This is a genomic window from Stenotrophomonas maltophilia (assembly GCF_900186865.1).
GTDB lineage: Bacteria > Pseudomonadota > Gammaproteobacteria > Xanthomonadales > Xanthomonadaceae > Stenotrophomonas > Stenotrophomonas maltophilia.
The window spans coordinates 4064686-4077226 of record NZ_LT906480.1 but is presented as its reverse complement, the minus strand read 5'-3'; the positions used below and the strand labels follow the sequence as shown (position 1 = coordinate 4077226).

The 12541-nt window shown below is 66.9% G+C and carries 17 protein-coding genes and 1 other RNA gene; 6 read left to right on the top strand and 12 right to left on the bottom strand.

Features of this window, described 5'->3' with window-relative positions; translation table 11 throughout:
• Nucleotides 1–10: 10 nt before the first annotated feature.
• Together CKW06_RS19275 and CKW06_RS19270 are read left to right on the top strand one after the other, a co-directional pair.
• Nucleotides 11–829 carry an SDR family oxidoreductase gene (locus CKW06_RS19275; protein ID WP_005410913.1) on the top strand — a complete coding sequence of 273 codons (819 nt, stop codon included), beginning with the start codon at nt 11–13 and terminating at the stop codon, nt 827–829.
• Between the two features lie 93 nt (nt 830–922).
• A complete protein-coding gene (locus CKW06_RS19270) occupies nt 923–1915 on the top strand; it encodes a YiiG family protein (protein WP_024957117.1) in 993 nt (330 codons plus the stop codon).
• 55 nt (nt 1916–1970) lie between these two features.
• Here the strand turns inward: CKW06_RS19270 and CKW06_RS19265 are convergent, their stop codons facing one another.
• The gene (locus tag CKW06_RS19265) at nt 1971–2843 is read right to left on the bottom strand and encodes an ion transporter (protein ID WP_024957116.1); all 873 of its coding nucleotides are present in this window, start codon (nt 2841–2843) and stop codon (nt 1971–1973) included.
• Between the two features lie 63 nt (nt 2844–2906).
• Between CKW06_RS19265 and CKW06_RS19260 the strand changes: the two genes are divergently transcribed.
• Entirely contained in the window at nt 2907–4133 is a 1227-nt protein-coding gene (locus CKW06_RS19260; RefSeq protein WP_024957115.1) for an acetylornithine transaminase, read from the top strand.
• 53 nt (nt 4134–4186) lie between these two features.
• On the opposite strand, the gene CKW06_RS19255 is transcribed toward CKW06_RS19260, so the two are convergent.
• Nucleotides 4187–4789: an HAD-IA family hydrolase gene (locus tag CKW06_RS19255; protein WP_024957114.1), complete on the bottom strand. Its 603-nt coding sequence runs from the start codon at nt 4787–4789 to the stop codon at nt 4187–4189.
• 122 nt (nt 4790–4911) lie between these two features.
• Between CKW06_RS19255 and azu the strand changes: the two genes are divergently transcribed.
• Complete coding sequence (gene azu / locus CKW06_RS19250; RefSeq protein WP_005410908.1) at nt 4912–5361, top strand: azurin; 450 nt, start codon at nt 4912–4914, stop codon at nt 5359–5361.
• A 72-nt stretch (nt 5362–5433) separates the two neighbouring features.
• On the opposite strand, the gene hemL is transcribed toward azu, so the two are convergent.
• On the bottom strand, nt 5434–6723 hold the full coding sequence (gene hemL / locus CKW06_RS19245) for a glutamate-1-semialdehyde 2,1-aminomutase (protein ID WP_024957826.1): 1290 nt from the start codon (nt 6721–6723) through the stop codon (nt 5434–5436).
• Between the two features lie 16 nt (nt 6724–6739).
• Nucleotides 6740–7366 carry a thiamine phosphate synthase gene (gene thiE, locus CKW06_RS19240; protein WP_024957827.1) on the bottom strand — a complete coding sequence of 209 codons (627 nt, stop codon included), beginning with the start codon at nt 7364–7366 and terminating at the stop codon, nt 6740–6742.
• A gap of 67 nt (nt 7367–7433) precedes the next feature.
• Here thiE and CKW06_RS19235 point away from each other — a divergent pair, with 67 nt between their 5' ends.
• Nucleotides 7434–7625 carry a rubredoxin gene (locus CKW06_RS19235; protein ID WP_012481171.1) on the top strand — a complete coding sequence of 64 codons (192 nt, stop codon included), beginning with the start codon at nt 7434–7436 and terminating at the stop codon, nt 7623–7625.
• A gap of 78 nt (nt 7626–7703) precedes the next feature.
• Here CKW06_RS19235 and CKW06_RS19230 read toward each other — a convergent pair whose 3' ends face one another.
• The 8 genes from CKW06_RS19230 to CKW06_RS19195 form a co-directional block, all read right to left on the bottom strand.
• Complete coding sequence (locus CKW06_RS19230; RefSeq protein WP_024957828.1) at nt 7704–8549, bottom strand: SirB1 family protein; 846 nt, start codon at nt 8547–8549, stop codon at nt 7704–7706.
• A gap of 144 nt (nt 8550–8693) precedes the next feature.
• Nucleotides 8694–9137: a DUF192 domain-containing protein gene (locus CKW06_RS19225; RefSeq protein ID WP_024958822.1), complete on the bottom strand. Its 444-nt coding sequence runs from the start codon at nt 9135–9137 to the stop codon at nt 8694–8696.
• Between the two features lie 21 nt (nt 9138–9158).
• Nucleotides 9159–9806 (bottom strand): ribose-5-phosphate isomerase RpiA, encoded by a 648-nt coding sequence (gene rpiA / locus CKW06_RS19220; protein WP_006389802.1) that lies wholly within the window; start codon nt 9804–9806, stop codon nt 9159–9161.
• Nucleotides 9807–9828: 22 nt separating this feature from the next.
• Nucleotides 9829–10308, bottom strand: a complete 480-nt coding sequence (locus CKW06_RS19215) for an EVE domain-containing protein (protein ID WP_005410901.1) — start codon at nt 10306–10308, stop codon at nt 9829–9831.
• Nucleotides 10305–10898, bottom strand: a complete 594-nt coding sequence (locus CKW06_RS19210; protein ID WP_024958823.1) for a 5-formyltetrahydrofolate cyclo-ligase — start codon at nt 10896–10898, stop codon at nt 10305–10307. Before CKW06_RS19210 ends, CKW06_RS19215 begins: the two co-directional genes overlap by 4 nt.
• An 84-nt stretch (nt 10899–10982) precedes the next feature.
• Nucleotides 10983–11168: non-coding RNA, 6S RNA (gene ssrS, locus CKW06_RS19205), on the bottom strand.
• Nucleotides 11169–11322: 154 nt separating this feature from the next.
• Nucleotides 11323–11619 (bottom strand): cell division protein ZapA, encoded by a 297-nt coding sequence (locus CKW06_RS19200; protein ID WP_005410899.1) that lies wholly within the window; start codon nt 11617–11619, stop codon nt 11323–11325.
• Nucleotides 11616–11837: a TIGR02449 family protein gene (locus tag CKW06_RS19195; RefSeq protein WP_005410898.1), complete on the bottom strand. Its 222-nt coding sequence runs from the start codon at nt 11835–11837 to the stop codon at nt 11616–11618. The genes CKW06_RS19200 and CKW06_RS19195 overlap by 4 nt, the downstream gene beginning before the upstream one ends.
• A 153-nt stretch (nt 11838–11990) precedes the next feature.
• Here CKW06_RS19195 and CKW06_RS19190 point away from each other — a divergent pair, with 153 nt between their 5' ends.
• Nucleotides 11991–12539 (top strand): YecA/YgfB family protein, encoded by a 549-nt coding sequence (locus tag CKW06_RS19190; RefSeq protein WP_005410897.1) that lies wholly within the window; start codon nt 11991–11993, stop codon nt 12537–12539.
• Nucleotides 12540–12541 lie beyond the last annotated feature (2 nt).

Genomic DNA, 12541 nt, shown 5'->3' with positions numbered 1-12541 from the left:
AGTGTGGAACGTGGGCAGTCTGCAGGGCAAAACGCTTTTCATCACCGGAGCCTCGCGTGGGATCGGCCTGGCCATCGCACTGCGCGCTGCGCGCGACGGCGCCAACGTGGCCATTGCGGCCAAGTCGTCGGTGCCGAATCCGAAGCTGCCGGGCACCATCCATACCGCGGCTGAAGCGGTGACGGCGGCAGGCGGGCAGGGCCTGGCCCTGAAGTGCGACATCCGCGAGGAAGAGCAGGTGCACGCGGCGGTTGCGGCCACGGTCGATACCTTCGGTGGCATCGACATCCTGGTCAACAACGCCAGCGCGATCTGGCTGCGCGGTACGCTGGATACGCCGATGAAGCGTTTCGACCTGATGCAGCAGGTCAATGCGCGCGGCAGTTTCCTGTGCGCGCAGGCCTGCCTGCCGTACCTGCTGCAGGCGCCGAATCCGCACATCCTCACCCTTGCACCGCCGCCCAGCCTGGAGCCGAAGTGGTGGGCACCGCATACCGGCTACACGCTGGCGAAGATGGGCATGAGCTTCGTTACCCTGGGCCTGGCCGCGGAATTCGGCCCGCAGGGCGTGGCGGTGAATGCGCTGTGGCCGCGCACGGTCATCGCCACCGATGCGATCAACATGATCCCGGGCGTGGATGCGGCCGGCTGCCGCACGCCGCAGATCATGGCTGATGCCGCGCATGCGGTGCTGGTGCGCGAAGCGGCGGGCTTCCATGGCCAGTTCCTGATCGACGATGACGTGCTGGCGCAGGCGGGTATCACCGATCTTTCGGGCTACGCAGTGGATCCATCGCGTCCGTTGCTGCCGGATCTGTTCCTGGATTGATCGTACGTCGCCGGAAGAGGCCGAGGGCTGCGACCTTCGGCCTGCTGCGCTAGAATGTGCGGCTGTAATCGTTTTCAACAGGGATGTGAACACATGTCACGCACTCTTTCCGTCGCGGCGCTGGCCGCTTCGCTGTCGTTGATCCTGGCCGCCTGCGGTGGCAAAGCACCCGCCGCTGCGGGCGGCGCCGCTGCATCCGGCACGCCGGACGCCAGCGCGGCGCCGTCCGACCCGCAGCAGCAGTTGACCGCCAAGCTCAACGCCTACATCGGCTGCTTCAACGCGCTTGATTCGAAGACCCACGGCAGCATCGAGTCCTATACGCGCTGGATCAAGGATGTCGCCGCCGGCCCGACCGGTCGCGAGACACAGGTGTACGGTCCGTTCGAGATCAGCGATTACGACATGAAGCAGTGCGATGCCCCCGTGACCGAGGCGATGGCTGCCAAGCCAGTGCTGGCCGATCTCGATGCTGCTGCTGGGCACTACCAGCAGGCGCTGAAGGCACTGGTGCCGATCAGCAAGGACGCGCACGACTACTACGATCGCCAGGACTACGAAGACGACCAGTTCGCCAAGGGCAAGCAGCTGCACGCGCCCCTGATGGCCGCCTTCAAGGATTTCGTGGCTGCCAGCGAAACGTTCAATGCCGAGCTGGAGCGCCAGAACGACGCCGCCCAGCGCGAGCAGCTCAAGGCACTGGAGCAGACCGAGGGTCGCACGCGCGAGTACTACCGCCTGGCGATGATGCTGGAAGCCAAGGCCATCATGGATCTGATGAGCGAGGATGATTTCGATCAGGCCAAGGCCCGCGAGCGTCTGGATGCGTTCAACCGCATTTCCGACGAAGCACATGCGAAGGTGGCTGATCAGGAACCGGGCAAGCTGGACTGGAACAGCTTCGAGCGTGAGGCCGAGAACTTCCGTCGGGAAGGCAAGGCGCGGCTGCAGCGCGTCAGCGAGAAAGAGCCTTACACCGATTTCGAACGACGCATGCTTGATTCGCCGTCGATGGCGCCCCGTGGATCGGCCAGCAAGCTGATGCAGGAATACAACACGCTCGTTTTCCAGAGCAACCGCCAGTAGTGCTCCCGCTCATGGCGTGATCAGCGTGCGCCGGTGTACATCGCCGGCGCTCGCATCAATGACTGAACGCATCCGGCAGCTTGCCGCCGCACTTGCGGCAGTGCAGTGCATCCGGTTCATGGCCTTCCAGCCCACAGTCCGGGCAGCCACGCGCATCGCGGCGTGCGGCCTGCCCGGCTTCACGCATGGTGCTGGCCAGTTCGGCGGTGTAGATGCCGGTGGGCACGGCGATGATGCTGTAGCCGATCAGGATCAGCACCGAGGTGACGAAGCGGCCGAGCACGGTCTGCGGCACGATATCGCCGAAGCCGACCGTGGCCATGGTCACCACCGCCCAGTACATGCTGGCCGGGATGTTGGTGAAACCGTGTTCGGGGCCCTCGATCACGTACATCAGCGCACCGGCGATGATGGTGATGGTGATCACCGTGAACAGGAACACCAGCACCTTGCGCCGGCTGCGCCACAGCGACGTCATCAGGACGCCGCTTTCCTCGATGTAGCGGGTCAGCTTCAGGATGCGGAACACCCGCAGGATGCGCAGCGCGCGCACCACCAGCAGGCTCTGCGCGCCGGGGATGAACATCGACAGGTAGGCGGGCAGGATCGACAGCAGGTCGATGATGCCCCAGATGCTCACTGCATACCGCAGGGGGCGCTTGACCACCGCCAGCCGTAGCAGGTACTCGGCGGTGAAGATGATCGTGAAGCCCCATTCCAGGATGTACAGGCCGGTGGACCATTCCGCATGCAGGTGCTGCACGCTGTCGATCATCACCACCAGGATGCTGGCGACGATCGCCACCACCAGGATCAGGTCGAAATTGCGCGAAGGGCGGGTGTCATGGCGGTAGATGATGTCGAACCACCGACGGCGCCAGCCGGTCTCGGTGGCGGGGTTGAGCTGGGGGGCGGAAAACGGTCGCATGGGCGCATTGTGCCGCAGGGGTTCCGGCGCGAGAATGGGCGTTCCTGAACCCTGCCGACTGCCATGACCGCCGCGACCGATCCGCTGATCTCCCTTTCGCACTATTACCTGCCGGTCTACAAGCCCCGCCAGGTGGTACTGGAGCGAGGCCAGGGCGCCCGCGTATGGGACAGCCAGGGCCGTGAGTTCATCGACCTGGCTGCCGGCATCGCCGTGTGCGGCCTGGGCCACAACGATCCGGACCTGGTGGCCGCGCTGGTCGAGCAGGCCGGCAAGCTCTGGCACACCAGCAACGTGTTCTACAGCGCACCGCCGCTGCACCTGGCCGAGGAACTGGTGAAGGCCAGTCGCTTCGCCGAGCGGGTGTTCCTGTGCAACTCCGGCGCCGAAGCCAACGAAGTGGCGATCAAGATGGTCCGCAAGTGGGCCTCCAGCCAGGGCCGCCCGGCCGACAAGCGCGTCATCATCACCTTCCGTGGCAGCTTCCACGGCCGCACCATGGGCGCGGTGACCGCTACCGCGCAGCCGAAGTACCAGGAAGGCTACGAGCCGCTGCCGGGTGGCTTCCGCTACATCGATTTCAACGACGAAGTGCAGCTGGAAACCGCGATGGCCGCCGGTGACGTTGCGGCGGTGATGCTGGAGCCGATCCAGGGCGAGGGCGGCGTGATGCCGGCCAAGTCCGGCTTCCTCAAGCGCGTGCGCGAACTGTGCGACCAGCACGACGCGCTGCTGGTGCTGGACGAGATCCAGGCCGGCATGGGCCGCACCGGCACGCTGTTCGCGCACTGGCAGGACGACGTGGTGCCGGACATGGTCACCCTGGCCAAGGCACTGGGTGGCGGCTTCCCGATCGGTGCGATGCTGGCCGGCCCGAAGGTGGCCGAGACCATGCAGTTTGGCGCGCACGGCACCACCTTCGGTGGCAACCCGCTGGCCGCTGCGGTGGCCCGCGTGGCGCTGCGCAAGCTGGCCTCGCCGGAGATCGCCGCCAACGTCAGCCGCCAGTCGAAGGCGCTGCGCGATGGCTTCGCGCGCATCAACGAAGAGTTCGGCGTGTTCAGCGAGGTGCGTGGTCGCGGCCTGATGCTGGGTGCGGTGCTGGGCAAGGACTTCGCCGGCCAGGCTGGTGCGATCCTCGACCACGCTGCCGGGCAGGGGCTGCTGACCCTGCAGGCCGGCCCGGACGTGCTGCGCTTCGTGCCGTCGCTGAACATCACCGACGAAGAAGTGGCCGAAGGCCTCAAGCGCCTGCGCGCGGCAATTGCCGCGTTCATCGCCGCGCGCTGACGCCTTGGCGTCGGGGTCGGATCCCTCTCCTGCGGAGAGGGCTCTGACCCCGATCAGCCCACCGCGTAACGCTTCAACACCTTGCCCAGCCCACGGCCATCGCGCACGGTTTCCGCGTGCAGGCCGCCGGCGCGTGCGCCGCGCACGTTGGCGAACAGGTCATCGACGAACAGCGTGCGTGCAGGTGCCACGTCCAGTGCTTCCAGCGTGCGCAGGAACACCGCGGGCGCCGGTTTGCGCAGGCCGAACTCCGCGCTGCAGAACACGCGCTCATGCAGGGCCGGGAACAGTTCCGGTAGCAGAGTCGGCAAGGCCTGCTGCATCAGTGCGCCATTGTTGGTCAGCACCGCCATCGGCAGCTGCAGGGCCTGCAGCCGCTGCAGCACGGCCGGCTGTGGATGGCTGGCGGCCTGTCGCGCCGCGATCCACGTGTGTACATCAACGGTACGGCCCAGCTGTTTGCTCAGCTGCGCCAGATAGGCCGGGCCATCCAGCGTGCCATTGTCATGTGCCGCTTCCAGCCCGCTGTCGTACAGCGCGGCCTGCACGGTTTCCGGCGCGACATCCAGCGCCTGTGCCAGATGCAGCACGCGCTGCGCGCGCTGGTACTGCACCAGCACGCCGTCCACATCCAGCAGCAACAGATCGATCCGCATCAGCCGAGCATGCCATCGCGGTGGATGCGCGGAAACCCTGGAGTGCGCGTGCGACAGACGGTCGCAGACGCGGCCACAGGGGGCTGCCTAGAATGGCGTTTGAATCCGCAGGAGATGCAACGATGAAGGCTTGGATGGTGGCAGTGGGACTGGGCGCGCTGATGCTGGCGCCGTCGGCGATGGCGCGGGTGTGTGCGGTCAGCATCGACAGCACCGACCAGATGAGCTTCAGCAGCCGCGAGATCAAGGTCGCCGCCGACTGCACCGCCGTGGACCTGACCCTGCGCCACACCGGCAAGCTGGCTGTCACCGCGATGGGCCACAACTGGGTGCTGACCCGTACCGCCGATTACCAGCCGGTGGCGATGGCGGGCATGCGCATGACCCTGGCCGACAGCTACCTGCCGAAGGCCGACAAGCGCGTGCTGGCGCACACCAAGGTGATCGGCGGTGGCGAGACCACGCGCGTGCGCTTCTCCACCCAGGGCCTGCAGAAGGGCGGTGACTACACCTTCTTCTGCTCGTTCCCCGGCCACTTCGCGATGATGAAGGGCAAGTTCGTCTTCGGTTGAAAAAAAGGGGACGGAGGGGATTAAGTCGTTTGTGCACAAACGACTTAATCCCCTCCGTCCCCTTTTTTGCGATCAGCCCTTGGCAGCCCGGAACGCTACGCGTGCGGCGGCGAGGGTGGCCTCGATCACCGCGTCATCGTGGGCGCTGGACAGGAAGCCGGCCTCGTACGCCGACGGTGCCAGGAACACGCCCTGCTCCAGCATCGCGTGGAAGAAGCGGTTGAACGCCGGAATGTCACAGGCGGTGGCCTGCGCATAGGTCTCGACCTTCTCGCTGGTGAAGAACAGCCCGAACATCGCGCCCACGCGGGTGGTGGTCACCGCCACGCCGGCTTCGGCGGCGGCCGCTTCCAGGCCGGCACACAGGCGTGCGGTGCGCTCGGCCAAGTCGGCGTGGAAGCCCGGCTGCTGGATCAGCTCCAGCATCGCCAGTCCGGCGGCCATCGCCACCGGATTGCCGCTCAGCGTGCCGGCCTGGTAGATCGGGCCGGCCGGTGCGATCTGCTGCATCAGCTCGCGGCGACCACCATAGGCACCCACCGGCATGCCACCGCCGATGATCTTGCCGAAAGTGGTCAGGTCCGGGGTGATGCCGTAATGCGCCTGCGCACCGCCAAGGGCAACACGGAAGCCGGTCATCACTTCGTCGAAGATCAGCAGCGCGCCATGCTTCGTGCACAGCGCACGCAGGTGTTGCAGGTAGCCCTCGCGCGGCGGGATGCAGTTGGCGTTGCCGACCACCGGTTCGATGATCAGGCCGGCGATGTCGCCACCCTGCTGTTCGAACAGGGCGGTGGCCGCTTCGAAGTCGTTGTAGGGCAGGGTCAGGGTCAGTTCGCTCAGGCCGGCCGGGACGCCCGGCGAGGTCGGCACGCCCAGGGTCAGCATGCCGCTGCCGGCCTTGACCAGGAACGAGTCGCCGTGGCCGTGGTAGCAGCCTTCGAACTTGACGATGCGGTTGCGGCCGGTGGCGCCACGCGCCAGGCGGATCGCCGACAGCGTGGCCTCGGTGCCGGAGTTGACCATGCGCACCATCTCGCACGATGGCACCAGGCGGGTGATGGTCTCGGCCATGGTGACTTCGGCCGCGCACGGCGCACCGAAGGACAGGCCATTGTCGATCGCCTTCTTCACCGCCTGGCGCACGGCCGGGTGGTTGTGGCCGACGATCATCGGGCCCCAGGAACCGACGTAGTCGATGTAGCGGTTGCCATCGACGTCGTACAGGTAGGCGCCATCGGCGCGTTCAACGAAGAACGGCTCGCCGCCGACCGACTTGAACGCACGTACCGGCGAATTGACGCCGCCCGGCAGCAGCTGCTGGGCACGGGAGAACAGGGCGTGGGACTGGTCGTGGTTCATGGGGCTTTCCTGGGCATTACGCGAACTGGGCGAGATAGGCGCGCTGGGTCGCGACCGGGTCCGATGCGGCATAGATACCGCTGACCACGGCCACCAGATCGGCGCCGGCGTCGATGATGGGACCGACATTGTCCGGCGTCAGGCCGCCGATCGCCACCCGCGGCACGCCGAGTGCGGCGCTTTGCCGCAGCAGGTCGGTGTGGGCGCGGCTGCTGGTGACCTTGGTGGTGGTCGGGAAGAAGGCGCCGAAGGCCACATAGCTGGCGCCGGCCGCCACGGCCTTCTCGGCATTGGCCAGCTGGTCGTAGCAGGAGGCGCCGATGATGGCCTCGGCACCGAGCAGCGCGCGCGCGCTGGGGATGTCCCCGTCGGTGCCGCCCAGATGCACGCCGGCCGCGCCCACGGCCTTGGCCAGCACCGGATTGTCGTTGACGATCAGCGGCACGCCGTGGGCGGCGCACAGGCCTTGCAGGGCCGCCGCCTGTTCCTGCCGCAGGGCATCGCTGGCGGTCTTGTTGCGGTACTGCAGCCAGGTGGCACCCGCGGCCAGCAGCGGCGCGGTACGGGCCAGCAGGCGCGCGGTATCGGGCTCGTCCGGGGTGATCAGGTAGACGCCGCGGGGCGCCGGGGAAGCAGAAGTCATCGATGGCTACCGGTGCGTGGGCTGCAATGGGACAATGGCGGCCCGTGAATCCAGCCCCGATTATCCGATGAGCGACGCCAGCCCCACCACCCTGCGAACCTGGATGTGCGTGGTCTGCGGCTTCCTGTACAGCGAAGCGGAAGGCTTGCCGGAGGAGGGTATTGAGCCCGGGACGCGTTGGGAGGACATTCCCGAGACCTGGACCTGCCCGGACTGCGGGGTGACCAAGGCCGATTTCGAGATGGTCGAGGTCGACTGACCGGCGGGCCACCCGGCCCATCCTGTGGGTGCGGACCGTTGGGGTGGGTGTGGACCGTTGGTCCACACACCGACACCCTCAATGCAGCCGCGGCATCGGCCCGCCGAGGTCGATCAGCTTCTCGCGCAGCCACTGCGCATCGCTGGCCTCGGGATTGCGCTTCAGGTACTGCCCCAGGTCATGGCGGGCACCGGCCAGATACTCCAGTTGCAGGTACGCCAGGCCGCGGTCGCGCAGCGCGTCGTCCTGCTCGGGCGCCAGTTTCAGCAGGCGGTCGGCACTGCGTGCGGCACGATCCCATTCACCGGCTTCGGCGTAGACACCATGCAGGTTGCGCAGCATGCGCATCAGGATCGCGCGCGCCGGCGCCGGGTCGAGGATCTGCGCCAGCACCTGGTCATCGGGCATCTGTCCGCCCAGGTGTGACTTGGCGCGTTCGCGCAGTTCGTCCACGTCCAGTGGCCGGCCACCGTTGAACGGGTCCATCACCAGCACGCCGTCGTCCACCGGCAAGCGCACCAGGAAGTGGCCGGGGAAGGACACGCCATCCAACGGTATGCCGAGCCGGCGCGCGACTTCCATCTGCACCAGCGCCAACGAGATCGGATTGCCCAGGCGCCGCTCGAACACCTGGTTGAGGTAGCTGTTGCGCGGGTCGTAATACTCGTCGTGGTCGCCGCTGTAGCCCAGCTCGTCGAACAGGTGGCGGTTGATCGCCGCCATTTTCAGTGGGCTGTTGTCGATGCTCTCCACTTCCGAACGGAGGTGGTCGACATGGCTCTGGATCAGCGCGTCGTAGGTGGACGGCTGCAGATCGGGGTATTCATCGCGCGCGATCAGCAGCGCGGTCGGCAACAAGGGCAGCGCCTCGTCTTCGAGGTCGGCCAGTGCATCCCAGTCGGGGAGTGTGATCCGGTCCTGCATGACCACAGACTGGCGTCATTCGCAGGCGGTTTCAAGCGGTGCCGCGTGAAAAATCCAGGGGTCAGATCCCTTTCGCGTGCGAAAGGGATCTGACCCCTGCAGGGTTGCCGGCCAGCGGCCGGCACTACCGCGGGCAGAACCCTGTTACTCGATGCCTGGGCCGAACTTCAGCTCCGTGCCATCCTTCAGCTTGAGCTTCTCGGCCTGGCCGGCGTTGAGCTCCAGCACGTAACGTGCCGGGCCACCGCTGGGGTAGGGCGGGCACATGTTGCCGGCCGAGCACGGCGGCACATCACGCTGCTGGCTGACCAGCTTGCGCTGGCTGTCGAAGTACAGGATGTCCAGCGCGATCCTGGTGTTCTTCATCCAGTACGCCTGCATTTCCTCGCGGTCGTGGATGAACAGCATGCCGTGGTCGGCCGCCATCTGGTCGCGGAACATCAGACCGCGTGCGCGGGTTTCATCGTTGGTGGCCAGCTCGACCTGGTAGCGGGCGCCATCCAGTTCGACCCAGTGGCGGGCCGCGTCGGTGGCGCAGCCAGCCAGGGCCAGCAGCGGGAGCATCAGCAGCGAACGCAACAGCGACATCGTCAGGATCCTTCGAAAGGGTCAGAGCACGACCGGCGGCTCGCCGCCGACGATCACCACATCGGCGCGGCGGCGGGCGAACAGGCCGACGCAGACCACGCCCGGCAGCTGGTTGAGCTCGCGCTCCAGCTTTTCCGGATCGGTGATCTGCAGGTTGTGGATGTCCAGGATCTGGTTGCCGTTGTCGGTGACCACGCCTTCACGCCAGGTCGGCTGGCCGCCGGTCATGTCGCGGATCTGGCGGGCGACCAGGCTGCGCGCCATCGGGATCACTTCCACCGGCAGCGGGAACTTGCCCAGCACCGGGACCTGCTTGCTCGGGTCGACGATGCAGATGAAGCGCTCGCTGGCCTCGGCGATGATCTTCTCGCGGGTCAGCGCGGCGCCGCCGCCCTTGATCAGGCACTTGTTGGCATCGCACTCATCGGCGCCGTCCACGTACAGCGACAGGTTGCCGCTGTGGTTCAGCTCGATCACTTCGATGCCATGCTGCTTCAGGCGCGCGGTGCTCTGCTCGGAGCTGGACACAGCGCCCTTGATGCGGTGCTGGATGCGGGCCAGGGCATCGATGAAATAGGCCACGGTGGAACCGGTGCCGACACCGACGATCATGCCGTCTTCAACGTACTCGATGGCTTTCTCGGCGGCCAGGCGCTTGGCTTCGGACATGGGAGAACTCTCAGGCAGGGAATCAGGATTTCTTTTCCAGCGACAGCAGCAGCTTCCACTGCGCGGCGGTCACCGGGAACACCGACAGGCGGTTGCCCTTGGCAACCAGCGGGAAGCCCTCGCCGAGTTCTTCGGCGTGCAGCTTGATCTCGTCCAGCGCGATCACCTGCTTGAGCTTGCGGTCGAAGGCCACGTCCACCAGCATCCAGCGCGGGTTTTCGCGCGTGCTCTTGGGGTCGTGGTAGTCGGATTTCGGATCGAACTGGGTGTCGTCCGGGTAGGCCGTACTGGCCACGGTGGCCAGGCCGACGATGCCGGGTACCTTGGTATTGGAGTGGTAGAACAGGATGCCGTCGCCCACCTGCATGCCATCGCGCATGAAGTTGCGCGCCTGGTAGTTGCGCACCCCGTTCCAGGGTTCGACCTTGACCTTGGCCAGGTCATCGATGGAGAAGGCGTCCGGTTCGGACTTCATCAGCCAGTAGCGCTTGCGGGCGGTCATGCGTTCACGGGGGCAGCGGAGGGGAACAGGGTGCCGTCTTCGGTGCAGATCGCATCCACCGGCACGTCCCACGACGCCACCGGCAAGGACTCGACCTGCTGCACCGCGAACGCAGCACCGACCAGCCAGGGCGGCGCCGGCCGGTCGTGGCGGAAGGCGAAGCTGCGATCATACCAGCCGCCCCCCATGCCCAGCCGCCGGCACTGCGTGTCGAAACCCACCAGCGGGGCCACCACCAGCGCCATCTGTGCTGGTTCCAGGGTGTCTTCCAGCGCCACGTCCGGCTCGGGAATGCCGTAGCGGTTGCTGGTCAGCGGCTGCCCCGGCCGCCACGGCGCGAAGCGCAGCACGTCGCCGGCCAGCACCGGCAGGCAGTAGGTGAGGCCTTCGGGCAACTGCAACTGCCAGCGGTGCAGGGCGATCTCGCCATCCAGCGCCCAGTAGCCGGCCACGGCACCTTCGCGCGGGGCGAACGGCAGGGCGAGCAGGGCATCGGCAAGCGATTCGGCGGCGGCGATGCGCTCAGCGGCGGAAAGGTCGCGGCGGCGTTGCCGCAGGTCGCGGCGCAGGGCCTGGCGCGGGTCGGTCATGGCAGCGTGCGGCGGGGGAACAGCCGCCATTGTGCCGGAAAGAACAAGGGCGACGCCCGAAGACGCCGCCCTTGCTGGAATATTGCATTCTCCGCAATGTCGATGCATGCGAAACGACCTTGAACCCGGGGGCTCAAGTGGGAACGCTGGAGAACCATCGGGCTTCCCGCTGCAAGGCGGACCTGCACTCCCGGCGCTGTCGCGCTCCCGGTGTCGTTCTTAAGGGACAAGGCGAATGTTTGCACATGCCGTCGAGTACCGCAGAGAACGCGTGGCCATTATAGCCAGCACGCAGGATCTGGATAGGCCGTTCGTCGGCAACAGTCCGTGCCAATTCAGATATGCGAAAAGGGGACGGAGGGGATTAAGACGTTTCCGGCACGGATGGGGGCGAATGCGCCTTAATCCCCTCCGTCCCCTTTTTCTAGGGGGTGCCGTCGATGGCGCGGTCCAGGCGCCGGTTCAGATCGGCCAGCGTCTGCTGCAGCGCCACCGCCTGGCGGGCGTTCTCGTCGCGCAGCAGCTGCAGTTCGTGGGCCAGGTTCAACGCGGCCAGTACGGCAACGCGATCAACCGCGGCCATGCGGTTGCTGCCGCGGATCTCGCGCATGCGCGCATCCAGCAGGCGTGCGGCGGCCATCAGGCTGTCACGTTCATCGCCGCCGACGCCCACGGTGTATTCACGATCGAGGATGCGGACACTGACCGGTTCGGCGCTCATGTGTGCTGCTCCAGGGATTTGAGCCGGCTGATCATTGCTTCCACCCGCGAACGTGCCTGCTCATTCTTGGCCAGCAGCGTCGAGCGCTCGGCCACCAGCTGTTCCTGCTGGTGGCGCAGGCTGCGGTTCTCCTCGGCCAGGCGCTGGTTGCGTTCAAGCAACGCTTCCACGCGGGCGGCGAAGTCCTGCAGCTGGGCAAGGGGATCGGCGGGTTCCATGCGGGCACGATAGGCAAGCCGGGTAAGGGCGGTCAAGCGTTGTCGCAGCAAGGCTGGACGCCTGCGGAGAGGATGCCGTCGGGTTGCTACACTACGGGGTCTCACGGGCGCGCGCGTGCGCGCCCCGGGTTTCCTTTCCGAACGAGCCGCACGATGACCGAACTTCCCTCCGTCGACGACGTTACCCGCGCCAGCCAGGCGTTGGGCCTGGGCGCCACCGCTGCCGAGCTGCACGGCGCGCTGTGCGGCTGGCTGGCTGCCGGCGGTGCCCCCGGCAACGACTGGCCGGCGCGCGTGCTGGCCGACGACAACCTGCCGCCGGTGGCTGCCGACAGCGTGCTGGGGCAGCTGCTGCAGGCCACCATCAAGCAGCTGGAAGACCGCGACTTCGCCTTCGAGCTGCTGCTGACCGACGGCGACGATGTATCCGCGCAGGCCGATGCCATGTTCAGCTGGACCCGTTCCTTCCTGGGCGGCTTCGGCCTGGGCAGCGGCGGCCGCCGCCCGACCCTGTCCGAAGAGGGCGAGGAAGCGCTGACCGACATGGCCAGCCTGGCGCGTGCCTCCAGCGAGGATTTCGAGGCCGGTGGCGATGACGACGACGAAGCCCTGTCGGAGATCGAGGAATTCATCCGCGTGGCGGTGCTCCTGCTGCACGGCGACGTGGTGCTGGCCTCGCGCCATCGTCAGCGCCTGAACTGATG